The following is a 23,720-nucleotide window of genomic DNA, read 5'->3' as shown; positions in this document are numbered from 1 at the left end:
AGTGGCGCCATGGGTAACAAATCAACAACGATCCGAATCGGCTTGCTGGCCGCGACAGTAGCTCTTCTGGTTGGGTGCTCTGGCACTCAAGGGAATAGGACAGTGCAGCTTCCTGACCCGAATGATGTTCCGAGGGAAAAATGGTCGGATGCTATGCATGTTCTGACGGCCATGGGGATTTCCGGGCAGCGCGACGTTCCAATTGAGCTGGCAGGGGCGGTTAATGACGTGAGCTCATCCGGCGGCTCTGTAGGAGGGTTAGGGGATGCTGGATTAAGCGCGGTTAGCTTCGCGTCTCCGCCTACGGTTTTGAGTGGCGGCGCAGCTGCAGGAATTGGCTTGGGGTTAATGTTATTGGGTGGTTCAAGCGATCCGGCGCGGGTGACTCAGGTTGTCGCGTGGGTACCTTCCGATCAGGCCAGTTCGCCAGGCGAGGCATCTAATCTGGCGCTTCACAAGGTCGAGGAAGTACGCAAGAAGATCTTTCCAGGCGGGCTATCGAAACTGCGGATACAAACAGGCAAATACCCTGACAGTCATTCGCGCGCTTACGCGTCCCTTGCAGATAGCTACGCGGAGCGGCCGATCCCATTCAGCGACGAGGTCTCGACATCACCAAGCTTTTTGCAGTCGCCGCTCAGCTACGGGCCGATATTCATCCGTCACAACCAATTCACGCTTGATGCTTACAAGAACGACATGACGACTTCAGAAACCATGCTGCTTGCATCGCAACACCTCCCTGAATGGATCTACATCTACCACCCTGGCCAGCGGCTGAGGAAAAACTCGATCCCGGCCGCAATCTTTAATCAGGGCAGGGCGCTCTACTTCATAGGGAAATAATTCTGCTGGGTTGTATCACCGTGGGTTTTCGCAGGCCTGCGGTGATTTTTTGGGTATGCCTTAGCTGATACGTCCGAGAGTCAGGTTTCTCTGAAGCTCGAATTTGTAAGTAACGGTCTAACTGATACGCCCGCAAAACATCACTCAAACTGATACGAGAAAGGAAATCTGATGTTTGTCCGCGCCTACCTTCGTGCGTCCACTGCTGAGCAAGACGCCAACCGTGCCCGTGACGCTCTGCAACAATTCGCTGCCGACCATGGCAGGGCTATCGCTGCGCAATACATCGAGAACGCCAGTGGCGCCAGGACTGACCGAGCAGAGCTGTTGAGACTGATATCGGATGCCCAACAGGGGGATGTCTTGCTGCTGGAAAGTATCGACCGGCTTTCCCGATTGCCGGTGGTTGATTGGCAGGCACTCAAGGCTGCGATTGATTCCAAGGGGCTGCGTATTGTCGCCCTGGATCTTCCGACCAGCCACCAGAGCATGAGAGACACGGCTGGTGACGAATTCACTGACCGAATGCAGGCCGCGATCAACGGCATGATGATCGAAATGATGGCTGCTATTGCGCGCAAGGACTACGAGCAACGTCGTGAGCGTCGGGCCCAGGGAATTCTTCGGGCAAAAGCCTCCGGCGCCTACAAAGGTCGGCCCGCTGACAAGAACCTACATCAGCGCATCGGTGAACTGCTGAGCGTTGGTCTGGGTATTCGCGCTACTGCTCGCCATGCAGGTTGCAGCACCACAACGGTGCTTAAAATTCGCGATCAGATGACATGCAGTAACGTGGTTTGAAGGGAGCGAGGCGAGCAGGTTTAACGTCTCAAACGCTGTCGCAGCGCGCTGATAATTCTGCTGCGTAGGAAGAAGGCTGTGACGGATGCAGTAAGCACTATCCCGCCACCCAGTTCCCCAAGTCGAGCGAAGGCAACGATGTTTACTAGGGCGAGAACCATTATGCCGTAGAACTCTGCATTGGCCTTGCCAGCCGCCAGAGCCTGGCGCTCGGTGAGCATCCATTTCGGCGACAGGCAGAAGGGGCATACAGATGACTCGGGATCACCACCGCCTAGGGGAACTCCGCTTACGTAGAACGGCGCGCTGGTGATCACCTTTGGAACCATCATCATCCTGCAGCACTGGCATTCAACTTTACTCACGATGTCATCCTCTTTGACTTGGCACGTGACCTGCTCACTCACTAGATCCAATTAATCGGCAATCGAGTTCGGGCGTGCTCTGTTGTCGTGCTGCTTGTCCAGGTAAACGACGATCTTGTAACCAATCGCGGCTGTAATCCCCAAGGCGCAGAGCACGCCGAACACTGAGTAGATCAGTAGCTCAAACCGGTCCATGTTCTTCTCCCATGCTGGTGGCCATCAGGCCATCAGAGTCTAAACAACTCATTCACTGTACCGAAACTCACAGCAATTTCGCATCCTGGTTCAGCTGTCTAGCGCCGGCAACTGGCGGAACTGATTCAGTCTGCGAACGCGCTACCGTGATCGAACCACAGACCGTCGCTCATGGAGTCGATGCCATAAGCGTTGCCCATGACATCGACGCAGCCATCCATCATCGGCAGTCCGTTGGCCGGGTTTACCCAGCCGTTGTCCATCAAGTCCATGAAACTCCTGTGCAGGCTGAAATTGTCAGTCTGAGTCTGTATGGCGGGCTCAACACAGGTCGCGTTATCGTCGATATGAAGATCGAACGGGTAGGTCGACTTCTCTTCTTTGCCGCTCAGCGACTCTGTACACTGGTACCACGTTCGCTCACTGCGGATGTTGAGATCGTCATGCAGCACGACCGCTTTACCTTGGGTGGGATATACCACTGTGGTGTACAGCGGTTTTGTCGGCTGGGCGATTGAGGCCATCAGGTTGGCAATGGTGGCGAGCAGATTCATGGTGGTAATCCTCGATGCAGGTGAGCTCAGTCTCCCCTTGATCTCCGAAAACCCAAATCGATTATCAGCTGATTTTGGGTGGCCCTGACATCCGCTTCGCGACACATTAAAAATAGGGCTCACCTCTCATCTATTACTTATGGAAGTCTGACGCTTCACCTCCCATAGAGGAACTTGCCGATTTGCCGGAAGGGGTGTCGTTAAGAGGTGTCGTGAAGGGGTGTTGTGGCTGCAGTCCGCATGAATACTGGGTTTCAGCATTTTCAAGAGCTCCAGCTAGGAAATTGGCGTTGTGAAGGGGTGTCGTTAAGAGGTGTCGTGAAGGGGTGTTGTGGCTGCAGCCCGCATGAATACTGGGTTTCAGCATTTTCACGAGCTTCAGCTAGGAAATTGGCGTTGTGAAGGGGTGTCGTTAAGAGGTGTCGTGAAGGGGGTGTTGTGGTTGCAGCCCTCATGAATACTGGTTTTCAGCATTTTTACGAGGTTGCTCCGGGTAATTTGCGTTGTGAAGGGGTGATGTCAGTATGATGCCGCCCCTGAGGGCAATCTGTTCACGGGGGAGCCCCAATGGTAGCGACAAACCGGCGTCAGATGACGATCTGGCATTTTCGCGTAAGCGACGGCTCGGGCTTTGACGAGAAACGGTCGACAGATAACGATGCGCCTGCCAGAGCGTAGGGGCAGTGCGCTGAATGGGCAGCGGATGAGGGCGGTGAACTGTGCTCGTGATCGCCAGATGTGTTCGGTAGAGCGAGCTGGTCAGGAATGGACGCCGGAGGTGGCTGCTTGCGGCCCAGAGTGTGTAAAACACCTTCGCGAACACTTGCTATGATTTCTGAGGATTTCATCGCAGGGATCGCCCATGAAGCGCTTTATCCAAGGTGAACATCGAGGCCAAGGCACCTTACTTCCCGAGAGCCTAGACGACTATGTCAGCGATACCAATCCGGTGCGCGTAGTTGACGTCTTCGTCGACGAACTTGACCTGGTCAATCTGGGTTTTGAAGGTGTCATTCCCGCCGATACTGGCCGGCCTGCTTACCATCCGGCGATCTTGCTGAAGATCTACATCTACGGCTATCTCAACCGCATCCAGTCGAGCCGACGCTTGGAGCGAGAAGCCCAACGCAACGTCGAGCTGATGTGGTTGACCGAGCGGTTGATGCCGGACTTCAAGACTATCGCCAACTTCCGAAAAGACAACACCAAGGCCATCCGAGGCGTCTGTCGGCAGTTCGTTGTGCTGTGTCAGCAATTGGGACTGTTCGGAGAACATCTGGTCGCCATCGATGGCAGCAAATTCAAGGCAGTCAACAACCGCGACCGCAATTTCACCAGCGCCAAACTGAAGCGGCGAATGGAAGAAATTGAATCGAGCATCAACCGTTACCTGTCGGCACTCGATGCTGCCGATCGGCAAGAACCTACAGCTTCCGAGTCCAGTGCCGTGCGGCTGGAAGAGAAAATCGCCAAGCTCAAAACTCAAATGAAAGAGCTTCAGGCGATCGAAATCCAGCTCAATGAATCGCCCGATAAGCAGGTCTCACTGACCGATCCAGACAGCCGTTCCATGATGACGCGTGGCACGGGAATCGTCGGCTACAACGTGCAGACAGCGGTCGATACTCAGCACCATTTGATCGTTGCGCACGAGGTGACTAACGTCGGTTCATACCGCGATCAACTCAGCTCGATGGCTAAGCAAGCCCGCGAGGCGATGGCGTCAGATGCGTTGTCGGTAGTGGCTGACCGAGGTTACTTCAAAAGCGAGCAAATCCTGGCTTGTCACGATGCAGGCATCACCGCCTATGTACCCAAGCCGATGACCTCTGGAGCCAAGGCTGACGGGCGTTTCAATAACGATGCCTTCATCTATGACTCGGCAAAGAACGAATACATTTGCCCGGCTGGAGAGGCGCTGATCTGGCACTATTCCTACGTTGAAAAAGGCCTGAAATTACATCGTTACTGGAGTTCGAAATGCCAGGGCTGCGCGTTGAAATCGCAGTGCACACCGAGCACGGAACGACGAGTTCGACGCTGGGAGCATGAAGACGTATTGGAGGAGATGCAGCATCGGCTGAGCAAAGCACCAGAGATGATGCGAGTCCGAAAACGGACGGTTGAGCATCCCTTCGGGACGCTCAAACAATGGATGGGAGCGACACACTTCCTGACGCGAAAGCTGGCCGGGGTGAGTGCGGAGATGAGCTTGAATGTGCTCGCCTATAATATGAAACGAGTCATGAAAATCATCGGTGCTCACGGTTTGATGAAGGCGCTGTCGGCCTAAAAAAGGCTGATTTTGGCCCATCCCAGAGGCTGTAAAAACCGCATTGACGTGTTCCAGGTCGCGATCGATGCGACTCGCAACATTGACCGTGCTATCGCTCAGCAAACGAACGTCGATGACCCAAGACGATGAGGCTATGAGCGTTTTTACACACTCTGGGCCGTTCTCTGCCGGTCATGGCCACGAAGCGTGCTGGTCAAATTCGATGCAAATGCCTAGTCAGGTCGAATGCAAACGAGTGGACAACTCTGTGCAATTACCCACCGTGACAAAGCCCCAACCAGGTAAAGCGGTTCACTGAGTGCTCCTCCTGGTTGGCATCGAATGTCTCCAGACTATCCGGTGACCCCTCGTTAATACCCCGTTAGCTTAGGCAGTGTTTCGTTTTCAAGTATAGAAGCGTCTGGAATTTATCTGTCTGGTCTGACGCTGCCGACATACCGGTATAGAGTGCTGCGAGAGATGCCATATCTGCGTGCAACGTCTGTCACATGGATATGCGGGTCCCTGAGTAGGGCTTTGATTTCACGGGTTTGGAGCTCATCCAGAGATGGTTTGCGCCCCCCCTTTCGGCCGCGAGCACGTGCCGCGTCTAAACCAGCCTTCGTGCGTTCACGAATTAAATTGCGCTCGAACTCGGCCAGGGCGGCAAACACATGGAAGATTAATTTTCCTGCCGCGCTGGTGGTCTCGATGTGCTCATTGATCGACTCGAATCCCACCGCTTCCCGCTCCAGCTGACCTACGATCCCAACGAGGTCAGGTAAAGATCGTCCAAGCCTATCGAGCCGCCAGACGATCAAGGTGTCGCCAGTGCGAAGTGCTTTCAGGCAATGCACCAGCTCTGGCCGATTCGCAGACTTGCCGCTCATGGTCTCTTCATAGATCACGCTGCACCCAGCCAGGGTGAGCACATCGCGCTGCAGATCCAGATTCTGGTCGTCGGTCGAAACGCGGGCGTACCCAATCCTTTTTCCCATGTGTTTTCCTCACACTGATTGCTGTACTGGAAAAGTGACACGGAATCGGGGAATCCCAAGTCGGAAATGATGGTCAGGAGCGATGTTCCCAAAACGACCGTTTACGGGATGGATGCGCTCGTTAATTTCAGACGCTGAAAGCGACTGAAACCGAGCCTCAGACAATCTTTTATTGCTCATCCTATCCACCAGAGCTCAATACCTGAGCTGATTGGAGGAATGACCATGAAACATTTTGACCGGGACTTGAGCAAAGCTGGCTCGGAGATCCTCAAAGAGGCAGTCCGGTGGGGCCGCCTCAGTCAGCACGAGGCCACAATCCACGACCAGCAGTGGACCCAGTTCAGTATTTACGCAAAGGAATCTCATGAGGTGGATATCCTAGAGCACGTCAAAAAAAACTGGTGCGGCAATACGACGAAGAACTCTGCACTCAGGCGTACAACGGCAATCTGTCGCAGCAATGCGCGGTGAGCCTTCTTGAGACAGTCAGCTCGGTGATGGACCTTGCAACTAATGGTGATTGGAAAGTTGTGAGTCCTGATATTAGCTTTCCAAGCCATGCACGGATTACAGTCCCGCGCAGCCTTGATCAAGTGGTGTTCGAGGCCGCAATGGAAGACATTCAAGTTCACCTCTCAGAACACCTAGTAATGTTAATCAGGCTAGTTCGATACTTGGGCGTTTCGCTACGAGAGGCTTTCTTCTTCGATGCAAAAAGTGCGCAGAAGGACGCCGTAGCAGAAAAAATTTTTTATGTCATTAGCAGTGAAGATCCATATGACAACCGGATTATTAATATCTCAAGCCCTGAGCAAATGACTATCTTGGAGAAGGCCTCCGCAATTGAAAATCCACGGCGTGGCCACCCAGCAACGCTAGAGGCATGGCGTAAATGGAAACAAAAGAACCTTCCTGCTGCGAAGGAACTTTTACTTGCTCATGGGCTAAGTATTGATGATTGCCGAGCAGCATATGCCTGCGAGTTTTACTGGCAAATGTCGGGTCATAAAGCTCCGATTCTTGGGGGGAACGCTCCCCACGGTGAGGATATAGAGGCGCGGAATCAGCTCGCTTATGAGCTCGGATATCTGCGTATTTGGGAAACTGATGCATACGTCGGTGCACGAACCACCCCACTGACGGAGGCCGCCGGTCCCAGCCGCTAGCCATCACTCTGCAGATTTGGGATTAGATCAGACGCCCTTAAACTCGGCTTATATCGAATAAAAGGGGTGAGGGGATGGATCGTTTTGAGTTGCTTGCATATGCCGTGATTGCCGTCATCAGTGCGCTGACTATCGCCGCTGTAATTGGATATATAGTCGCAACGTACCTGGACAAGAGGCACAGCGACGATTGAACCTTCAGTAGAACAACCAGATACCTGCAATAAACCGCCCGCTGCCACTTGGCAGCGGGCGCTTACCCAATCCATCGGCAAGGCACTCTAACGCTGCGACATGAAGTATTTTCCCAAGCCTATGAGGTCGAGGATAAGTTCGGGGAGGGCTATCAATTTCCGTACCATAGCGAAAGTAACCGGAGCGCCAAAGGGTTTAGATCAGCGACATGCCCCCCATGTGGCGAGCTATCTTGTCCAGTACGCTAAAACTCGTGCGCCGACTCGCAGGCAACATCTCATCTTGGGTTTTCCGAAAGCTACCAAAGAGTGTCTAGCGAACTCATCTATCCGGAGCACAAGCATGGAATTTCGTCACCTCAGTAACGGGCAATATTTTCCACCTATCGCACCAAACGGTCGGGTTTACGCTGTACCTCTTGAGCAGGAAACTCAAATAGAAATTTTCTGCCTGACCCCAGTAGGCATAATGGGCGCGGGCATCCAATTGCACTGGTCAGAAATCGTTGGTTGTTACTACGACGACGAATCCTGGGAGATCATCCCGCGCAACTACTCAGGACGAGGAATGCGCTTCCGCAGAGGTCTCTCCTGCATCATGGTGATCGCAGGCAACGAGGCCCTCACGACACACATTCAGGGATATCCTATCCCCATGTGCGTAATGAACCGCATTGCATTCGAACAGCAGGGAGGCAGTTAGGGTAGCGCATCACCTTTGCCATACGCTGCGCGACACAAGTAACAGCTAGAACGACACCTACCAATGTTTATTTTATGAAAGTGAAGCCTTTCACTGCTAATACAGATCACAGCTGGCCGGCTGACTCGGTCGTAAGCGTCACTACTAATAGCAAATATGGCCTTCGCCCCTGTCTGCACGGGCATGCTAGCTGACAGCAAGTAGATTTAGCGCCCTACACTGCTTATAGCTCGCCCCCGATGCCTGTCCCGACCAAGCGCAGCAACATGTCTCGCCGGAGTTCACTGCTGATTAGATAACGCCCCGCCAGACCAAGCTGCTCGGGGCTTTCGGGATTTACAAGCGGGCCAGATCTGTTCGGCACTGCTTATAGCTGCTCAGCCGCTTACCTCCCTAATAGAGGGGGTCATGATTAAGCGCTTGGTACCTAGACAGCTTCTTCTCATAAGCGACCAACGTCCGACGTAGCTGACGATTCTCGCTCGCAATTCGGCGAATCTCTGCAAGCCGACTCTCAACTTGTAGAACGAGGCGACGGTATGTGTATTCAACAAACTCGAACGAGGAAGCCGGGTATTTATGTTTTCCATTCCCCTTGGCAATAGTCAGCGGCGCGAATTTGTTTTTTTGTCCTTGCAGCGGTACCAATTTGCACCAGTAAATCGAGTACGCATTAGGGCTCGTTTGCTTGATTGACACGGCAGCCACGACAGACTTAACTCCGGTCTTTTTATATTTCTTTATGGACGCATCCACATAGCTTGCGGCCAGACATCTCGCGTCCACAAGCAACTGTTCGTACTGTTGATCCAACAAGGTGACTATAGTTTGTGCATCTGTGCTCATAATCATGGTTCTCTTCGCTGTAAGAGCAACAATGGTGGCCGATCTCTGAGCACTCGGAATTCGATTTCAGACGGTTTTATCGCCGGAAATTTATTGAACGTAGGGGGCTGGCCCACACTGTGACCCTGTTCAGCATGAGATGACGACCTGTCAGACGCAGAAAAACATGAAACACAAAGAATGCATAATAGATCACGACGGCAGACTTGATCCTGAGTAGATCAAGACCAGCGTATTAGAAGCAGATGATCGCGTGTCTGCCTGCTAGGCTGCTTCTGGTCGTTAGTTGCATACCACAAGGGGCAGCTACGGGTCGGTTGCAGCCCTTCGTAACGGGCAGCAATCGGCCAAAAGCGGACGTTGGCGAGTGACCGCTTTCGACCCTTTACGGTCGTTCGCCGTAGGAATGCATTTGGGCCGCCCTCTATACGGTGCCCATATCCATCTCTGGGCTCAAGGTTCCTAGCCAGGCGACCAGGCACACTATTATTATCGCTACTGAGAACTCTATGGCCATGCTGCGTCGCAAAGAATTAACGGCGACAGTGTATTCTCCGCTTTTGATCGATCGTTCTAAAAGTGGACTCAAGTGGAGCCGGTTCATCGTGGCTAATACAAGCATTGCTGCAAATAGTAAAATTTTCAAACAAAGCAGTGCACCATAAGTGCTAAACACGACACCATTTAGTGTTGGGCCTACAATGAATAGATAATTTACTATGCCGGTAATGCCTAGGCTCACTACAATCAATGCACCGGTTGATTCAAACCCAGTAAGCACTCGAGAGAGAATTCGCACCTCTTGTTCGCCATTGAGTACCTTCGTACGTAGCAATAAAGCGAATGCCGCCAGAGCGCCCAGCCAGCCTCCTGCTGCGAACAGGTGGAAGATGTCGCTGGCGAAATGTATGTAACGCCGGTCGCCTTCATCCATAGCGCCATGCCCAGTCCAGGCGAGGGTGGCTAGCGCGATCGCACCGCACAAGGTAACCACCCACAAGCTGAGGGTCGGAAAGCGTTTGTTTAGCGTCAAGCCGATACCCGCTAGAACCAGGGCAGCTATTCGGACCATCCACATGAGCCCGACGTCGGTCCCCGTGATGACCATCTCAAAAATGTGACGATGAAGCTCACTAAACTCTGAAACACCGCTCATTGCTTTAGCAAGTAAAAGCATAGAGATAAGAGACAGAAGCACACCAATAACTGCTGTGCCGAAAATGAGCGACTCAAAGTTCAAGACGGCGCCGGACACTCGCTCTTTTCCCCTAAGGCTGTACAAACCAAAAATGGCCAATCCAAACAGCAGCATGAGGTCCATATAAAGAGCAAAACGAACGGCGATGTTGATTGAGTCGCTCATGGATCATTTCACTTTAAAAGAGAAGTTGCCAGTGACGGGATGAGTGTCGGAAGAGACCGCACGCCACTCGACCTTATAAGTACCAGTGGTTAGCGGAGCGGCGGGCGTGATAACCATCATTTTCGGATCGTCGCCGCCTGCGACACCAGCCTTAACGCCCATAGGTGAATTCGGCATACCCGGCATGTCAGTCATGATCAGTTTCGCTCCCGAGAACTGAGTCGTGAGGTTCTCCGAGAAGTGCAGCTCGATCTTGGAAGGTGCCGCAGACGTCGAGCCGTCCGCAGGGGTCGAAGACATCAGCTTTGGATGCGCCTGAGCGATAGCGCTCACGAGCAAACCGGCGGTAAGTGCAGCAACTACGGTAGTAGTTTTAAAGAATGACATGCAAGACTCCTCACAGCATAAGCTGTTGGTTCGAGGTTGGGTGGGGGGAGATCTGGTTTTACTTCTCAATTCCGGTTAAAACCACAAGCGAATACCAAGCGTATGCCGCGTACTGAACCCAGGTAGTGGATCAGGATGACCGCGTTATAGAGCTAGGACACGATGCCACATGACTGCCGACCATTCGATTACATTTCAGTAAGCTTTGCGCGTGCCCTCTGGTCCAGAATTGAGGGTTGTCATCGTGGCTTTTTATTTTCCCGATGTGCGTTACCTTGGCTTTCTCTCTGAAGCCTTTCGGTCAATCCGTCTTGGAGCAAAGGCCGCGACCTTTGCTCCAAGACAGCGCCTGAGCGAGGCTAGGCACATTTCGATCCGGCATTAGGAAATTCCATATGGAAGGCTGTTTTTCGATTGGATGAGGTGCACCAGATCTTGCCTTCATGGGCTTCTACGATCGACCGCGTAATTGAGAGCCCCAGTCCAGCGTTGCTGGGGCTCCCTTCACGGCGTGCCGGATCCGCGCGATAAAATCGATCGAAGAGCTTTTCAAGGTGTTCGGGTGCAATGGTTTCTCCTGGGTTTTCCACGACCACAAATGTCGAGGTACTTCTCTGTCGGATATCGACATTGATGGTCCTCCCCTCCGGGGTGTACCGCAGCGCATTAGAAAGCAGATTCGAGATAGCTCTGTGCAGCATTAGTACGTCGCCCCGAACACTCCCTCCACCTGAAACCGTCAGGTTGATGCCGCGCTCATCTGCCAGCAGGCGGTAGTATTCAAGCAGCTTCTCCACGACCTCCAATAGGTCTATCGGTTTGTTCTCATGGGGGATTAGGCCGTTGTCAGATTTAGCCAGAAAGAGCATGTCGTCGATCATCCGAGACATACGCTTCAAGTCATCCAGATTCGAATACAGATTGTCTTCGTAGTCCTCAATATCCCTTTTTCTAGAGAGCACCACTTCGGTATGGGTCATCAGATTACTGACCGGTGTGCGCAGTTCGTGAGCAATGTCGGCAGAGAAATTTGATAACCGGACAAAAGCATCATCCAGACGTGACAACATCGCGTTGAACGACGACACCATCTGTTGAAGCTCTTTTGGAACAGACGCTAATGGAATGCGCTCTTTAAGTGATTTGGCCGACATCGACGCAGCGACCATGGTCACCTGACGAATAGGACGCATGCCACTGCGGGCAACCAACCAGCCCAGCCCCACACTGACGAGCGCGCTGATCACCAGCCCTATCCAGAACCATCGCTGGAGCGTCTCGAAGAAAAACATGTGCTCAGTAACATCAAAAACCAAGATCACGGTCAGCGGCTTGTCCCGACCGGTCACCATCGCTTGAGCAGTCAAGCCCCGGAACATCTGCTCTTGGTTCTGCCATTCCCAAAAATTATTGTTGGTGGTCGTGAGGAACTCCTCCGGAACATTGACTGGCCCTGGGTCAGCGAAAAGTAGCCTCCCGTCATCGTCTAGGATGACGGCTGTCAAATTACGGTGAGCCCCGAGCAGAGCCTGTAACTCGGGCTTTAACTCGCCGAATTGATCGGTACTCTTCAGCTCCCCCAGGATTCTCTGGGTTGAGTGGAGTTTTTCGTTTAGAGCCTCTTGATCCAACATTTTGAAGTGATGCTGGCTGAGGTGGTTAAAGCTGACTCCGGCGACCGTGAGCACAGCTGTTACCGCAAGCATGAACATTAGACTCATGCGTGTAGTCAGGGACAGACGGTTCATTTTGACTCCGAATCCGGAGCATCAAGCATGTAGCCCATACCACGTGCGGTGTGGATCAGCTTGACCTCAAAGCTGTCATCAATCTTCGCCCTGAGCCTGCGCACCGCAACTTCGATTACGTTGGTATCGCTGTCGAAATTCATGTCCCAAACTTGCGAGGCGATGAGCGACTTCGGCAGCACTTCGCCCCGGCGACGGAGCAGCAACTCCAGCAGCGCAAACTCTTTGGCCGTCAGGTCTATGCGTTTCCCCCCCCGAATGGCCCTGCGTTTGAGCAGGTCAACCTCAAGGTCGGCCAGTTTCAAATTGGTTGGCGAAGGTGCGCCATTACCGCGACGCAGCAGTGTTCTGACGCGGGCCAGCAATTCAGAAAATGCGAAGGGCTTGATCAGGTAATCATCCGCTCCGAGCTCAAGCCCCTTAACGCGATCTTCAACACGGTCTCGCGCAGTCAGAAATAACACCGGTACATCTTTCCCTGCCAAACGCACCTTCTGAAGCACTTCCCACCCATCCAGACCGGGCATCATAACGTCCAGAATCAGCAGGTCATACGCTTCGCTCAAGGCGTGTTGCAGGGCCTCAGTACCATTGGTGAAACGATCAACGTTGAACCCAGCCTCAGTAAGGCCCTGTTGCAAGTAGATACCTATTTTCGGTTCGTCTTCCGCAACCAGCAGTCTCATAGGAGTGGCTCTCGAAGTGATGATGGGGCTGAGTTTGCAACGAATTAGCCCAGCCAACCAGAAACTGACAGAAATGTAATTCTGGCTTCAGGTTGATGTCAGCAAGCGTTGTCTAGAGTTTGCCCATGAACACCGTCAAGTGCTCATCCGACTCTCCAGAGAGAAAAATCCTCAGGAGTCGGACACCATCCCTATCAAGGAGCTTCCCATGAGCTATCTCAAAACCGTGTTTCTGGTTGGCTCGATCCTGCTCTCGGCCTCGGCTTGGGCTGAGGGCGGCGGAGATCGAGTGATGGAACGCATGGAAAACATGCGTAATAAAGCGGAAACCGTTCTGATTCAAGCCGAAAAAGCCCCAGCGGGCCAACGCCATGTGCACATGGCAGACCACATGAAAATGCTTGGCGAGATCATGAGCCAACTCCATCAAGACCATCCCGATGCATCAATGTCGCCCCAACAGCATCTCGCCTGGATGGAGAAGCACGACAAAATCGTCGATGACGTTTTGAACCAAATGCAACGCGAACACAAACTAATGCTTTCAGAAAACCATCAGTAAATATCCTGTTTTCAAGGCTTTTCGCAATTAATTGCGATTACAAACGACGTCGCTTAGACGCCGTTGTTTATTTTAAAAACTGACAGAAATGTAGTGCTCAGGTCAGTTAACTGGCAGCTCAGTCGCTTTAACATAACGAGTGTTTTTCTCGCTCATCCTTGAGGTCACTATGAACGCTAAATTTTGTACCCCTGTTATCGCGACAATGGCTCTATTTTTCGGTGCTACAGCCATGGCTAGTGTGGGGCATGGCAAAGATGACATTGGTCAACCTGGAACCGCTGCCGAGGTTACCCGCACCGTTGAGGTGAAAATGGGCGACATTTTCTTCGCGTCCAAAAACATCAATGTCAAACCCGGAGAGACGGTTCGATTCGTCCTGCGCAACGAAGGTTCGCTGCTGCATGAATTCAATATTGGTAACGCAGCTGCACATGCTGCTCACCAAAAAGAGATGGCAGCCATGTTCCAGAACGGCACGCTCACGCCTATTGGGTCCGGGCAAAGCATGAACGATATGGGACACAGCATGGGAGGAATGAAGATGGTCGGGATGGAGCACAACGATCCCAACAGTGTTTTGATCGAACCTGGCGCAACCAAAGAGCTCATTTGGACGTTCACCAAGAGCGCTGGGCTGGAGTTCGCCTGCAACGTACCAGGTCATTACCAATCAGGAATGGTTGGTCAGTTTGAAGTGAAGTAAACGTGGCTTGATCGATATCACCGCCTCAAAGCGAGCGTTGACTACTCTCAGTCGCAGACGTCACCGCAACTTTTGCGAGGACAGTGGGGACTACATCATGACTAACCATCAGCATTCGGTTGAAAACGCTCCTTCGTCTTTCTGGAGGAGCAAAACGGGTGTCTTACTGATCATGCTGGTTGCGATCAGCGCTTTCTACGTGGTCAGGGAACATTTCAGCCATGTTTCGCCTTATTTACCCTATCTGATCCTGTTGATTTGTCCTTTGATGCATTTTTTTGGACATGGCCATGGAGGGCATGGTCGAGATGGTGATCAGGCAGAAGCCAACAAGGATGAGGACGGAAAATAATCATGGCCACCAACACGAGCCACCACGACCATAGTCACTCCCATCCATTAAACCCCCAAGGTGAAGGTCTACGTGATCCGGTGTGCGGCATGACCGTCACGGAGCAGTCTGTTCACAAGTTAACGCACGAGGGCCGGCCTTATTACTTCTGCAGCACCAAGTGTCAGGGCAAGTTTGCGGCGAATCCGCTGCAATACCTCACGCTGGCACCACCGGCGGAGACAGCGCCAGCGGCCGCCGGCACCATCTACACCTGCCCGATGCACCCCGAGATACGTCAGGACCATCCGGGCAACTGCCCCAAATGCGGCATGTCGCTGGAGCCCTTGCTGCCGGAACTCGACGACGATGAGAACCCCGAATTGCGCGATTTTCAGCGCCGCTTCTGGTGGACCTTGCCGCTGACAGGCATGGTCTTTGTTCTCGCCATGTTCGGCCACCGTTTCCAGTGGATGGACATGACCGTGCAGAGCTGGGTCGAACTGGTGCTGTCGATCCCCATCGTCCTGTGGGCCGGATGGCCGTTCTTTACGCGCGGGTGGCAGTCCGTGGTGAACCTCAGTCCGAACATGTGGACCTTGATTGGTCTGGGCACCGGTGCGGCTTTCGTCTATAGCGTGGTCGCGACGGTCACGCCGCAGGTGTTCCCGGCCTCGTTCATCTCCATGGGCCGCGTCGCCGTGTACTTTGAAGCGGCCGCCGTGATCATCTCGCTCACGCTGCTGGGCCAGGTGCTCGAACTCAAGGCCCGGTCGCAGACCTCGGCGGCCATCAAGTCGCTGCTGGGCCTGGCGCCCAAGACCGCCCGCCGCATCCGGGAGGACGGCACCGAAGAGGATATCCCGCTGAACCATGTACATGTGGACGACTTGCTGCGCGTTCGCCCTGGCGAGAAGGTGCCAGTGGACGGCGTGGTAACTGAAGGCGGCAGCTCGGTCGATGAATCCATGCTCACGGGCGAGCCGATACCGGTCACCAAGCGCGTGGGCGACAAGGTGATCGGCGCCACGCTCAACACCAGCGGCGCACTGGTGATGCGCTCTGAACATGTAGGCGCGACCACAATGCTGGCCCAGATCGTGCAGATGGTGGCGCAGGCCCAGCGTTCCCGGGCGCCGATGCAGCGCATGGCCGACGTCGTGGCGGGCTACTTTGTCGTCACCGTTATGGGGATCGCCCTGCTGGCCTTCCTCGGCTGGGGCCTGTTCGGTCCCGAGCCGCGCTGGGTGTTCGGCCTGATCAACGCGGTGTCGGTGCTGATCATTGCCTGCCCCTGCGCGCTGGGCCTGGCCACGCCGATGTCCATCATGGTCGCCACCGGTCGCGGCGCAACGCACGGCGTGCTGTTCCGCGATGCTGCAGCGATCGAAAACATGCGAAAAATCGACACCCTCATCATCGACAAGACCGGCACCCTGACCGAGGGCCGTCCGACGTTCGAGCGCGCCGTGCCTGCGCCCGGCTTTGATGCCGACGAGGTGCTGCGCCTGGCCGCCAGCCTGGACCAGGGCAGCGAGCACCCGCTGGCCGAAACCATCGTGCGCGCCGCCCGCGAGCGCGGCATGCTGCTCGACAAGCCCGAGAATTTCGAGTCCGGCTCGGGCATCGGCGTGCGTGGGCAGGTGGCAGGGCGTCAACTGGCGCTGGGCAACACCACGCTGATGGAGCAGATCGGCGTCTCGGTCGCTGCCCTGGTGCCGCAGGCCGAGGCCTTGCGCGCAGAAGGCGCCAGCGTGATGCACCTGGCAGTCGATGGCCAGCTGATGGGCCTGCTGGCCGTGTCCGACCCGATCAAAGCCAGCACGCCGGAAGCCTTGGCGACGCTCAAGGCTTCGGGGCTGCGCATCGTGATGGCGACCGGCGACGGCCTGACCACGGCCAAGGCTGTTGCAGCCCGCCTGGGCATCGACGAGGTGCATGGCGAGGTCAAGCCGGCCGACAAGCTGCTGCTGGTGGAAAGGTTGCAAAAGGAAGGCCGCGTGGTGGCCATGGCGGGCGACGGCATCAACGACGCGCCGGCGCTGGCCAAGGCCGATGTCGGCGTGGCCATGGGCACCGGGACCGACGTGGCGATGAACAGCGCCCAGATCACGCTGGTCAAGGGCGATCTGCGCGGGATTGCGATTGCGCGCGCATTGTCGGAAGCCACGGTGGGCAACATGAAGCAAAACCTGATGTTTGCCTTTTTGTACAACGCGCTGGGCATCCCGATTGCGGCCGGCGTGCTGTATCCGCTGACCGGCTGGCTGCTGTCGCCGCTGATTGCCGCGCTGGCCATGAGCTTGAGTTCGGTGTCGGTGATCGGCAACGCTTTGCGGCTGCGAAACAGACGCGTATGACTCCGCTGTTTTGGTGGTATCAACGGCGGCTGTCACGGTCAAGGAGGTGAATCACAAGATTAGAGGCGGCGTGGCCGGTAATGGCATCCAAGACGGGCCGCCGCAGGCTGAGGCCTGACGATAGAAGTTTTATTTTCTCAATAAGGATTAATCATGCTGACAAGTAAAGGTAAGTGGTTTTTAACGGCAATACAGATCGGGCTGCTGGCCTGGTCCGGCGCTACATGGGCCGCTGACAAGGTGTATGTGGCCAATGAGGGCGCTGACACGGTCAGCGTGCTCGATGCCGCGACGTTCAAGACACTGGCAAGCGTGCGCGTCGGCAAGACACCGCACAACGTGCAGGTATCGCCCGACGGAAAGGTCGTATGGGTGACCAATAACGGCGAGCCTGATCAGGCGGCTGGCTCTGTGCATAAGGAAATGGTCAAAGGTGAACACAGCGCGATGGCGACGGTAGGAGCCGTTTGGGCCATTGATACCAGTAGTGACGCGGTAATCGCCAAGGTGCCGGTCGGCACGCACCCGGCCCATGTGGTGGTGTCGCCAGATGGCCGCTTTGCCTACGTCACCAACGGCGGCGACGACACGGTGAGTGTGATTGACACATCGGCGCAGAGTGTTGTCGCCACAATTCCGGTCGGTAAGTTTCCCCACGGTCTTCGCATCAGTCCGGACGGCAAGCAGGCCTACGTCGCCAACCTCAAGGGCGGCACGGTGTCGGTCATTGATACCGTCAGCCAGAAGGAGATCGCGCAGGTGCAGGTAGGCAAGGGTCCGGCTCAAGTCGGCTTCACGCCGGACGGTCGTCTTGTCTTGGTGTCGCTGTCGGAGGAAAACGCAGTCGCCGTGATAGACCCGGCCACGCGCCAGGTGATTCGCAAGGTCGCCGTCGGAACGGTGCCTATCCAGCTGTACGCCACGCCCAATTCGCGCATGCTGCTGGTGGCCAACCAGGGTACGAGCAAGAAGCCTGGCCGCACCGTCAGCCTGATCGATCTTGAGAGCTTCAAGGTCGTAAAGACAGTCGTGACTGGCGCCGGTGCTCATGGCGTGGTCGTCGACCGTGACGGACGGTACGCATACGTTACCAACACCTACGCCAACTCGGTCTCAGTGCTCGACGTGAAGGACCGCAAGGTCACGAAGACCGTTCCTGTAGGCAAGGGCCCCAACGGCATCAGCGTGACGCCTTGACGGTTTGACCGTCGCGTGCAGCCGCAGGGAGCGTGACCCAAGCCCTGGAAAAAATCCGCGAAGCCCGCAACGCCGCCTGCGAGCAGGCGTTTAGCCTGCTGTTTCAGAAACCCGTCATGTTCGACACATAGCGATCACTCACGAAGCGAATCGGGTAACTGACTATTTGTCTCTGATCGCTGAAGACAAGGGCATCGTTTTGGAAGTGACCGGAGATGCAAAAATCTTGGGAGACCGTTTGCTGGTGCAGCGTGCAATCACCAATCTGGTGTCTAACGCTGTCCGTCATGCCGCTTCCAATTCAAAGGTCACCTTAGCCATCGCTGCAGAAGGCCCAAGCGTTACCTTGGCGGTGACCAACGTGGGTGAGGGAATCGCCCCAGCCCATCTGGAGCGGGTCTTTGATCGCTTTTACTGCGTTTTCCGGCCGTGCGCGCTCCGGTGGCGGTACCGGGCTCGGCCTGGCCATTGTGCGTTCCATCATGTTGTCCCATGGCGGACAAGTCTGGGTGCGCAGCCAAAAGGATGGCGAAACGCCTTTCACATTGGTATTTCCGGCTTATGAAGCAGTCCGCCAAGCCTCGGCCAGGAAAAGTTAGAGCAGTTGGGAAATCTCCATCAACGGTTTGATACTGGAGCCGAATCGCCCAATCGTTTCCCTATGCTCTTTAAGTTGGCTGTAGGGAAGATACCGGATGCCCAGCTCGGATACCCGCGAGAAAGCGGGTCTCTTGAGTTGCCGCGCAACCTCATCGCGGCGATTGTCGGGGGCGACCAGAAACAAGGTGCTGGCGGCGCCTACCTGCGTACCCAGGGCAAGGTCTAGCATGCGTACGATCCCCGAGTAAATGGATGTGGAGTGCTCGACTTCAAACGCCGCTGCAACCTGTGCGCTGCCCCGCTCGAGCCAGACGACGTCAATCAGTCGAACCGAATCCAGACCTTGCCCATTGCCACCCGGCCATTGCTGCAGGCAGCCGTCCCCCAGAAAACCGTCTGCGTGTTCGCGTCCGCGATCATTCGATGCAATCCAGACATCGAAGCCCAGCGACATGCCCATGTCTCGCAACCAGCCTTGGATCTGGGTATGGGTGGCATCACTCTCCCGAGCCAGCAGCCACTGCTTTTGCGCGGCGGCCGACTCTTCACGGACGCGTTGCAGATCGCGCTCCCACAGGGCAATCACGCCAGGGTCCTCCAGACGCGGGGGCGCAGCGTAGCGGCCGCTGCCGACATCAAACATCAAGCCGGCGATAGCACCCAAATCATTGGACAGCTTGTGGCGGTGTTGTTCGTTCAGGCGAATCAGTCCCTCGCGCATGGAGAGGTAATGGTCCCATCGGCCCAACTTCACGTTGCTTCCCGTGACAGCATTGAAACCGTTGACGATAGCCGTATTGAAGGGACAAACCAGAGTCGGATGAATAAAATAGAGCAGATTGGCGACGGCTGGTCCCAGGCCCTTGATCTTGAGCGCATCGATCTTTTGGATCGCTTCAATCACGGCCTCCGCAGTGTCGCAGCAGTCGCAGGCATTCAGCAGCCTCGCAAAAGCGCGTTGATTGATCTCATGCTCATAAATATCCGGGATGCGCAGTTTGGGTTTCCACAAGAAAGCATGGTCAGCGCCTTTGAATATTTGCCGTTGCTCAGCAACCGACCCCACGACCGTCTGCAAGGACGAGCTTCGATAAGCATTTCCGAAAGTTCCCGCATCGATATCGCGTACCACCTGGCCAATACCCCGCCGGATCGAGCGAAAGTTCTTCAGGCGTTCCTCCCAGAGAAACCAGGTGTTGTACGTGCCGTGGGGATCTGCCTTCCAGTAGTCAATCAGTAGGGCAACGGTGTTATGCATTGGATTTCCGTCCGTTTCAGTTCGCTTGACTGTATCGAACTTTGTCGTATTCAGCGACAAGGCCACCAGCGGGCCGCACCGGGGATTTTCATTTTTCGGGCTGCGCGATTACTATGGTATGTATCAACGCACGGGACCGAATTTTCACGTTCAACGCAGCCTTACCTGGGTCGGTACATGGTTATGAATACCAGCTTGCCGCCACAAGACCTTTGCGCATCAAGCGGCGCTGTTGAGTTATTGAACCAGGAGTGCTTCTGTCTCAGCCTTGACCAGAATGCATTGGCTCATGCGCTGGACTCGGAGCTGGGTACGGCAGCGCTGTCGACGATGGTTCGACAGCGCTGCCCCTACCTGTTTGCCTCCCAGCCTGTATTCGTGGCGGCGCAGCAGATACAGCGCATGGCGGAAGTCGTAAGGGCTGTTGAGTCTGTGGTGGCCATGCCCGCATACCGCGAGCTTGTCCTGGCGGGGGCGCCAACCGTCGCGCAGCTGACCTCGACGGGTCCGCTTGGCGTTTTCTTTGGCTATGACTTCCACCTCAACGACGGCCCCCTCGGACTCATCGAGATCAACACCAACGCCGGTGGCGCGATGCTCAATGCCGTGATGGCCCGGGCACACCGGGCTTGCTGTGCTGAATTGGGGGCGATGGCACCCACGCTGGCCCAGATTGAATTCTTCGAAAAATCCATGGTGGAGATGTTCCGTCACGAGTGGCTGCTTGCCGGACGTAGTGGGCCGCTAAAAACCATTGCCATCGTCGACTCATCACCTCAGGATCAATATTTGTACCCTGAGTTTTTGCTCTTCCAACAATTATTCGAACGACACGGCATACGTGCAGTCATTGCCGATCCGGCCACTCTGGACTGGCGTGAAAGCGCCTTATGGCACGACGATCTGGTCATTGATCTGGTGTACAACCGGCTGACAGACTTCTACCTGGAGCAACCCACCAGTGCGGCTTTGCGCGAGGCATATCTCCATCAAGGCGTTGTGTTGACGCCGCATCCTCAATCCCATGCCCTTTATGCCGACAAACGCCGGCTAGCCCTCTTCAGCGACGCGGCGCAGTTAGAGTCTCTCGGTGTGCCACAAGCCATCCAAGAAGTGTTGTTGGAGCACGTTCCCCACACAGAAGTGGTTAGGGCCAGCGATCAGCAGCGTCTATGGACGGCGCGCCGCAGTCTTTTCTTCAAACCAGTTGCAGGATTTGGCAGCCGAGCTGCTTACCGGGGCGACAAGCTCACCCGAGGAGTCTGGCAGGATATCCTGGCGGGCGACTATGTGGCGCAGGCGATTGTCAAACCAAGCGATAGATCAACCGGGGAGGTCAACTTGCCCATACCCATGAAGTTCGACCTCCGCGTGTACGCTTATGACGCCAAGGTGCAATGGGTGAGCGCCCGCATGTATCAGGGCCAAACCACCAACTTTCGCACCTCCGGCGGTGGCTTTGCGCCCGTCTACACAACCCCCGAAACGTCCGGGTCGACCAAGTCAGCGTTGTAGCGATTGGTGGCGGTCGAGGTAGAGCAACCGGTTACTTTCTCATCTTGTCTGCGGGATGTCCGTGCTTTGCCAAAAACTGGTCAAATTGCGCGCTTTCCTTTTTCTGAGCCGCAATGATGCTTTGGGCTACACCCTATACTCAACCCGAACACGACAAGCGAGGTGCTTTATGGGGCGAATAGAGAAAATGGAAATTTCGTACGCTAAGCGCTCTGTCTGTCAGGTTGAGGTCGTAGAGGTGGACGCCATAGCGTCAGAAAATGCAGGAATAGACCCTACTCTGACGGGGGCGAGTAATCGTCCTGACGCCTGATTGAGGTGTACTCCAACCGGACATAGCCCGTGTCACAAAAGGCTTGAAGCCGGTCGGATCAGTCGCGATTCCGCTCGCAGCGACAGCGTTGCTTGCCATTCTTGTGACCAGTGGAGTTGCGTTTGCTCTGCCAAGTATCGAAGTCCTTGGTCGGTCAAAGAAGATATCGAAGGCCTCGGCCGATCAAAAAAACATGGCTCGTGCCAAAACTCCTCATCCTCACTTTCATCGTTTCGGTTGGGGTCGGGGTCTTCGAGGTCGGGCTCGCACTGCGTGGTAAACAGGAACTCGGTTTGAGTCCATATCAGATTGCACTGATGTTCACCGAGTGCAGCTTGGTCATGTTTGTGATGCAGGCAATTGCATTCTCGCCCTGGTTCAAGCCGGACACGACCCGCTGGCTCATCGCACCCGCACTCTCCGTGCTGGCAGTTGGATTGCTCCTCGTACCTTGGGCATCTGATATTATGTTGATGCTGGTCGTGATCGGTGCGGTCGCTGCCAGCGCCGGCATCCTGTCGCCGATCCTTACCTACTGGATCTCGGCCAAGGCTGGAAGCGCACAGGGCTGGGAACTCGGCAAGCAAACGGCAGCCTCCAGTCTTGGGACAACCTTAGGATCGGCTGCGGGTGGAATCCTCTACAGCACTGTCTTTCTGCCTAGTGCCTCTTTCGTCTTGAGCGCGAGCCTCACAGTACTAGGTTTCCTGTTAAGCCTCAGGTTGCCGCGTTTACTGATGCTTCCCCATTCATGCCCTCACCTGATATCCGTGCGATCGAGCAAGCAAAAGTGAAAATGAGAAAAGAATGGAGCCTGGCTTCTCGGCGCAGAAAAAATCCGCGCTGACCCCACTTACGAACTGATCCCCAGTGGAATACCTAAGACGTCGGGATTCGGATGTTCGAATACGAGAGGAATAACTATGTTCGTCTTAGATGTGTCCGGCATTGGTTGCGGCAGCTGCATTAGCAAAATCACCAAAGCTATTCAGGCGTTGGATAATGAGGTAAAGGTTTTGGTGGATCGTGCTGCCGGCAAGGTCAACGTTGAAAGTAGCGAAAACCCTGAGCGAGTCCGCGCAGCTGTGGCAACGTTGGGTTTTCCTTCCAAAATCAGCGCCTGAAGGTGCTGATCCGCTCCAGCGTTAACGCTCCCATACACGGGCTCTCCCTGGTCTCATTTCAGATATGAGCGCAGGGCCGAGATGAGCTGATCCACGTCTTCTTGGCGCTTTCCTGGAGTAATAGCTTCAGCACCTATCCAGCCAGCCTCGATGGTTCAATGAGCACAATGTTGTAGGGACAATGGGACGACGTCGGCTGACACTGAGATTACGTTTAGGGCAACCAGGGCTGAGATAACCGGACTGTTCTATAATGCGGTTATTGATTTTTTGGAAATTACTCCCCACGAAGAACCTTAATCAGCCCTTTAAATGCACCATTGAGTCGGGTGAACGCTGCCTCGAAATGAATTTCATTTTCCGTATACTTCGCAAGCTCGACTTGCTGATCCACGGTATTTTGGTCAAGGGACGGTTGATTTGGAGTTCTGTAAAGTAAAGCACTCCCATCAATTTCGGCTGCTGATCCGTTCCCAGCAATGTGTTTTAGGTTTGTTGTTTGTAAAGAAAACTGAGTAGCCGTCACTCGCTTTGACTGGTCTGCAAGGGTAATCCCCCCTGAAAAAAGTACGCATCAGAAGTAGAATTTTCTCCTGACCGGATTAAGGAAATTTTGCGTGAAGA

24 protein-coding genes and 2 pseudogenes are annotated in these 23,720 nt (G+C 54.8%); 15 read left to right on the top strand and 11 right to left on the bottom strand.

Annotation, left to right across the window (positions count from 1 at the left end):
- Positions 1–9 precede the first annotated feature (9 nt).
- Both CJF39_RS11850 and CJF39_RS11845 read left to right on the top strand, forming a co-directional pair.
- Positions 10–846 carry a hypothetical protein gene (locus tag CJF39_RS11850; protein ID WP_094993588.1) on the top strand — a complete coding sequence of 279 codons (837 nt, stop codon included), beginning with the start codon at positions 10–12 and terminating at the stop codon, positions 844–846.
- Between the two features lie 171 nt (positions 847–1,017).
- Positions 1,018–1,647, top strand: a complete 630-nt coding sequence (locus CJF39_RS11845) for a recombinase family protein (RefSeq protein WP_047280109.1) — start codon at positions 1,018–1,020, stop codon at positions 1,645–1,647.
- 20 nt (positions 1,648–1,667) lie between these two features.
- Here the strand turns inward: CJF39_RS11845 and CJF39_RS11840 are convergent, their stop codons facing one another.
- From CJF39_RS11840 to CJF39_RS11835, 3 genes are all read right to left on the bottom strand, one after another.
- Complete coding sequence (locus CJF39_RS11840; protein ID WP_094993645.1) at positions 1,668–2,012, bottom strand: hypothetical protein; 345 nt, start codon at positions 2,010–2,012, stop codon at positions 1,668–1,670.
- A 51-nt stretch (positions 2,013–2,063) separates the two neighbouring features.
- Positions 2,064–2,207 carry a hypothetical protein gene (locus CJF39_RS23045; protein ID WP_162841633.1) on the bottom strand — a complete coding sequence of 48 codons (144 nt, stop codon included), beginning with the start codon at positions 2,205–2,207 and terminating at the stop codon, positions 2,064–2,066.
- Between the two features lie 125 nt (positions 2,208–2,332).
- The gene (locus CJF39_RS11835; protein ID WP_047280110.1) at positions 2,333–2,761 is read right to left on the bottom strand and encodes a hypothetical protein; all 429 of its coding nucleotides are present in this window, start codon (positions 2,759–2,761) and stop codon (positions 2,333–2,335) included.
- Positions 2,762–3,623: 862 nt separating this feature from the next.
- Here CJF39_RS11835 and CJF39_RS11830 point away from each other — a divergent pair.
- On the top strand, positions 3,624–5,054 hold the full coding sequence (locus tag CJF39_RS11830; RefSeq protein WP_094993587.1) for an IS1182 family transposase: 1,431 nt from the start codon (positions 3,624–3,626) through the stop codon (positions 5,052–5,054).
- Between the two features lie 410 nt (positions 5,055–5,464).
- Here CJF39_RS11830 and CJF39_RS11825 read toward each other — a convergent pair whose 3' ends face one another.
- Positions 5,465–6,034, bottom strand: a complete 570-nt coding sequence (locus tag CJF39_RS11825; protein ID WP_047280112.1) for a recombinase family protein — start codon at positions 6,032–6,034, stop codon at positions 5,465–5,467.
- Between the two features lie 404 nt (positions 6,035–6,438).
- Between CJF39_RS11825 and CJF39_RS11820 the strand changes: the two genes are divergently transcribed.
- Both CJF39_RS11820 and CJF39_RS11815 read left to right on the top strand, forming a co-directional pair.
- Positions 6,439–7,203 carry an integrase gene (locus CJF39_RS11820; protein ID WP_231740565.1) on the top strand — a complete coding sequence of 255 codons (765 nt, stop codon included), beginning with the start codon at positions 6,439–6,441 and terminating at the stop codon, positions 7,201–7,203.
- Between the two features lie 537 nt (positions 7,204–7,740).
- Positions 7,741–8,100 carry a hypothetical protein gene (locus CJF39_RS11815; RefSeq protein WP_047280113.1) on the top strand — a complete coding sequence of 120 codons (360 nt, stop codon included), beginning with the start codon at positions 7,741–7,743 and terminating at the stop codon, positions 8,098–8,100.
- Positions 8,101–8,493: 393 nt separating this feature from the next.
- Here the strand turns inward: CJF39_RS11815 and mobI are convergent, their stop codons facing one another.
- From mobI to CJF39_RS11785, 5 genes are all read right to left on the bottom strand, one after another.
- Positions 8,494–8,946 (bottom strand): conjugative transfer protein MobI(A/C), encoded by a 453-nt coding sequence (gene mobI, locus CJF39_RS11810; protein WP_047280133.1) that lies wholly within the window; start codon positions 8,944–8,946, stop codon positions 8,494–8,496.
- Positions 8,947–9,370: 424 nt separating this feature from the next.
- Complete coding sequence (gene copD, locus CJF39_RS11805) at positions 9,371–10,309, bottom strand: copper homeostasis membrane protein CopD (protein WP_094993586.1); 939 nt, start codon at positions 10,307–10,309, stop codon at positions 9,371–9,373.
- A gap of 3 nt (positions 10,310–10,312) precedes the next feature.
- A complete protein-coding gene (gene copC / locus CJF39_RS11800; protein WP_016779394.1) occupies positions 10,313–10,696 on the bottom strand; it encodes a copper homeostasis periplasmic binding protein CopC in 384 nt (127 codons plus the stop codon).
- Positions 10,697–11,055: 359 nt separating this feature from the next.
- On the bottom strand, positions 11,056–12,444 hold the full coding sequence (locus tag CJF39_RS11790; RefSeq protein WP_094993585.1) for a heavy metal sensor histidine kinase: 1,389 nt from the start codon (positions 12,442–12,444) through the stop codon (positions 11,056–11,058).
- A complete protein-coding gene (locus tag CJF39_RS11785) occupies positions 12,441–13,130 on the bottom strand; it encodes a heavy metal response regulator transcription factor (protein WP_048388146.1) in 690 nt (229 codons plus the stop codon). Before CJF39_RS11785 ends, CJF39_RS11790 begins: the two co-directional genes overlap by 4 nt.
- Before the next feature lie 208 nt (positions 13,131–13,338).
- On the opposite strand from CJF39_RS11785, the gene CJF39_RS11780 reads away from it, so the two are divergent.
- The 7 genes and pseudogenes from CJF39_RS11780 (at position 13,339) to CJF39_RS23340 (ending at position 18,885) form a co-directional block, all read left to right on the top strand.
- Entirely contained in the window at positions 13,339–13,692 is a 354-nt protein-coding gene (locus CJF39_RS11780) for a co-regulatory protein PtrA N-terminal domain-containing protein (RefSeq protein WP_029611224.1), read from the top strand.
- A gap of 169 nt (positions 13,693–13,861) precedes the next feature.
- A complete protein-coding gene (locus CJF39_RS11775) occupies positions 13,862–14,398 on the top strand; it encodes a cupredoxin domain-containing protein (RefSeq protein ID WP_016779390.1) in 537 nt (178 codons plus the stop codon).
- A gap of 97 nt (positions 14,399–14,495) precedes the next feature.
- Positions 14,496–14,750 carry a DUF2933 domain-containing protein gene (locus CJF39_RS11770; RefSeq protein WP_034114928.1) on the top strand — a complete coding sequence of 85 codons (255 nt, stop codon included), beginning with the start codon at positions 14,496–14,498 and terminating at the stop codon, positions 14,748–14,750.
- Between the two features lie 2 nt (positions 14,751–14,752).
- Positions 14,753–17,089: a heavy metal translocating P-type ATPase gene (locus CJF39_RS11765; RefSeq protein WP_050483177.1), complete on the top strand. Its 2,337-nt coding sequence runs from the start codon at positions 14,753–14,755 to the stop codon at positions 17,087–17,089.
- A gap of 153 nt (positions 17,090–17,242) precedes the next feature.
- Complete coding sequence (locus tag CJF39_RS11760; protein WP_016779387.1) at positions 17,243–18,286, top strand: cytochrome D1 domain-containing protein; 1,044 nt, start codon at positions 17,243–17,245, stop codon at positions 18,284–18,286.
- Between the two features lie 205 nt (positions 18,287–18,491).
- Positions 18,492–18,641 (top strand): annotated as a pseudogene (locus tag CJF39_RS23675) (heavy metal sensor histidine kinase); the annotation flags it as partial.
- A 46-nt stretch (positions 18,642–18,687) separates the two neighbouring features.
- Positions 18,688–18,885, top strand: a complete 198-nt coding sequence (locus CJF39_RS23340) for an ATP-binding protein (RefSeq protein WP_249275355.1) — start codon at positions 18,688–18,690, stop codon at positions 18,883–18,885.
- Here CJF39_RS23340 and CJF39_RS11745 read toward each other — a convergent pair.
- The gene (locus tag CJF39_RS11745; RefSeq protein ID WP_094993583.1) at positions 18,882–20,144 is read right to left on the bottom strand and encodes a type II restriction endonuclease; all 1,263 of its coding nucleotides are present in this window, start codon (positions 20,142–20,144) and stop codon (positions 18,882–18,884) included. The genes CJF39_RS23340 and CJF39_RS11745 overlap by 4 nt on opposite strands.
- 183 nt (positions 20,145–20,327) lie before the next feature.
- Here CJF39_RS11745 and CJF39_RS11740 point away from each other — a divergent pair, with 183 nt between their 5' ends.
- From CJF39_RS11740 to CJF39_RS11730, 3 genes are all read left to right on the top strand, one after another.
- Positions 20,328–21,659, top strand: coding sequence for a hypothetical protein (locus CJF39_RS11740; protein WP_139803977.1), 1,332 nt, complete (start codon positions 20,328–20,330; stop codon positions 21,657–21,659).
- 513 nt (positions 21,660–22,172) lie between these two features.
- The gene (locus tag CJF39_RS11735; protein WP_212555979.1) at positions 22,173–22,766 is read left to right on the top strand and encodes an MFS transporter; all 594 of its coding nucleotides are present in this window, start codon (positions 22,173–22,175) and stop codon (positions 22,764–22,766) included.
- Between the two features lie 129 nt (positions 22,767–22,895).
- Complete coding sequence (locus tag CJF39_RS11730; RefSeq protein ID WP_083334228.1) at positions 22,896–23,096, top strand: heavy-metal-associated domain-containing protein; 201 nt, start codon at positions 22,896–22,898, stop codon at positions 23,094–23,096.
- 277 nt (positions 23,097–23,373) lie between these two features.
- Here CJF39_RS11730 and flgB read toward each other — a convergent pair.
- A pseudogene (flgB, locus tag CJF39_RS23670) lies at positions 23,374–23,508 on the bottom strand (flagellar basal body rod protein FlgB); the annotation flags it as partial.
- Between the last annotated feature and the right edge of the window lie 212 nt (positions 23,509–23,720).

Origin of the sequence: Pseudomonas lundensis (assembly GCF_002269125.1) — a bacterium.
Taxonomy (GTDB): Bacteria; Pseudomonadota; Gammaproteobacteria; order Pseudomonadales; family Pseudomonadaceae; genus Aquipseudomonas; species Aquipseudomonas lundensis_A.
This window is presented reverse-complemented; position numbering and strand designations above follow the sequence as displayed.

Bases quoted from the DNA above. Each gene is read 5' to 3' on its own strand.
- CJF39_RS11850 (WP_094993588.1), top strand. From the start codon at position 10: ATGGGTAACAAATCAACAACGATCCGAATCGGCTTGCTGGCCGCGACA.
- CJF39_RS11845 (WP_047280109.1), top strand. From the start codon at position 1,018: ATGTTTGTCCGCGCCTACCTTCGTGCGTCCACTGCTGAGCAAGACGCC.
- CJF39_RS23045 (WP_162841633.1), bottom strand. From the start codon at position 2,207: ATGGACCGGTTTGAGCTACTGATCTACTCAGTGTTCGGCGTGCTCTGC.
- CJF39_RS11835 (WP_047280110.1), bottom strand. From the start codon at position 2,761: ATGAATCTGCTCGCCACCATTGCCAACCTGATGGCCTCAATCGCCCAG.
- CJF39_RS11830 (WP_094993587.1), top strand. From the start codon at position 3,624: ATGAAGCGCTTTATCCAAGGTGAACATCGAGGCCAAGGCACCTTACTT.
- CJF39_RS11825 (WP_047280112.1), bottom strand. From the start codon at position 6,034: ATGGGAAAAAGGATTGGGTACGCCCGCGTTTCGACCGACGACCAGAAT.
- CJF39_RS11815 (WP_047280113.1), top strand. From the start codon at position 7,741: ATGGAATTTCGTCACCTCAGTAACGGGCAATATTTTCCACCTATCGCA.
- mobI (WP_047280133.1), bottom strand. From the start codon at position 8,946: ATGAGCACAGATGCACAAACTATAGTCACCTTGTTGGATCAACAGTAC.
- copD (WP_094993586.1), bottom strand. From the start codon at position 10,309: ATGAGCGACTCAATCAACATCGCCGTTCGTTTTGCTCTTTATATGGAC.
- copC (WP_016779394.1), bottom strand. From the start codon at position 10,696: ATGTCATTCTTTAAAACTACTACCGTAGTTGCTGCACTTACCGCCGGT.
- CJF39_RS11790 (WP_094993585.1), bottom strand. From the start codon at position 12,444: ATGAACCGTCTGTCCCTGACTACACGCATGAGTCTAATGTTCATGCTT.
- CJF39_RS11785 (WP_048388146.1), bottom strand. From the start codon at position 13,130: ATGAGACTGCTGGTTGCGGAAGACGAACCGAAAATAGGTATCTACTTG.
- CJF39_RS11780 (WP_029611224.1), top strand. From the start codon at position 13,339: ATGAGCTATCTCAAAACCGTGTTTCTGGTTGGCTCGATCCTGCTCTCG.
- CJF39_RS11775 (WP_016779390.1), top strand. From the start codon at position 13,862: ATGAACGCTAAATTTTGTACCCCTGTTATCGCGACAATGGCTCTATTT.
- CJF39_RS11770 (WP_034114928.1), top strand. From the start codon at position 14,496: ATGACTAACCATCAGCATTCGGTTGAAAACGCTCCTTCGTCTTTCTGG.
- CJF39_RS11765 (WP_050483177.1), top strand. From the start codon at position 14,753: ATGGCCACCAACACGAGCCACCACGACCATAGTCACTCCCATCCATTA.
- CJF39_RS11760 (WP_016779387.1), top strand. From the start codon at position 17,243: ATGCTGACAAGTAAAGGTAAGTGGTTTTTAACGGCAATACAGATCGGG.
- CJF39_RS11745 (WP_094993583.1), bottom strand. From the start codon at position 20,144: ATGCATAACACCGTTGCCCTACTGATTGACTACTGGAAGGCAGATCCC.
- CJF39_RS11740 (WP_139803977.1), top strand. From the start codon at position 20,328: ATGAATACCAGCTTGCCGCCACAAGACCTTTGCGCATCAAGCGGCGCT.
- CJF39_RS11730 (WP_083334228.1), top strand. From the start codon at position 22,896: ATGTTCGTCTTAGATGTGTCCGGCATTGGTTGCGGCAGCTGCATTAGC.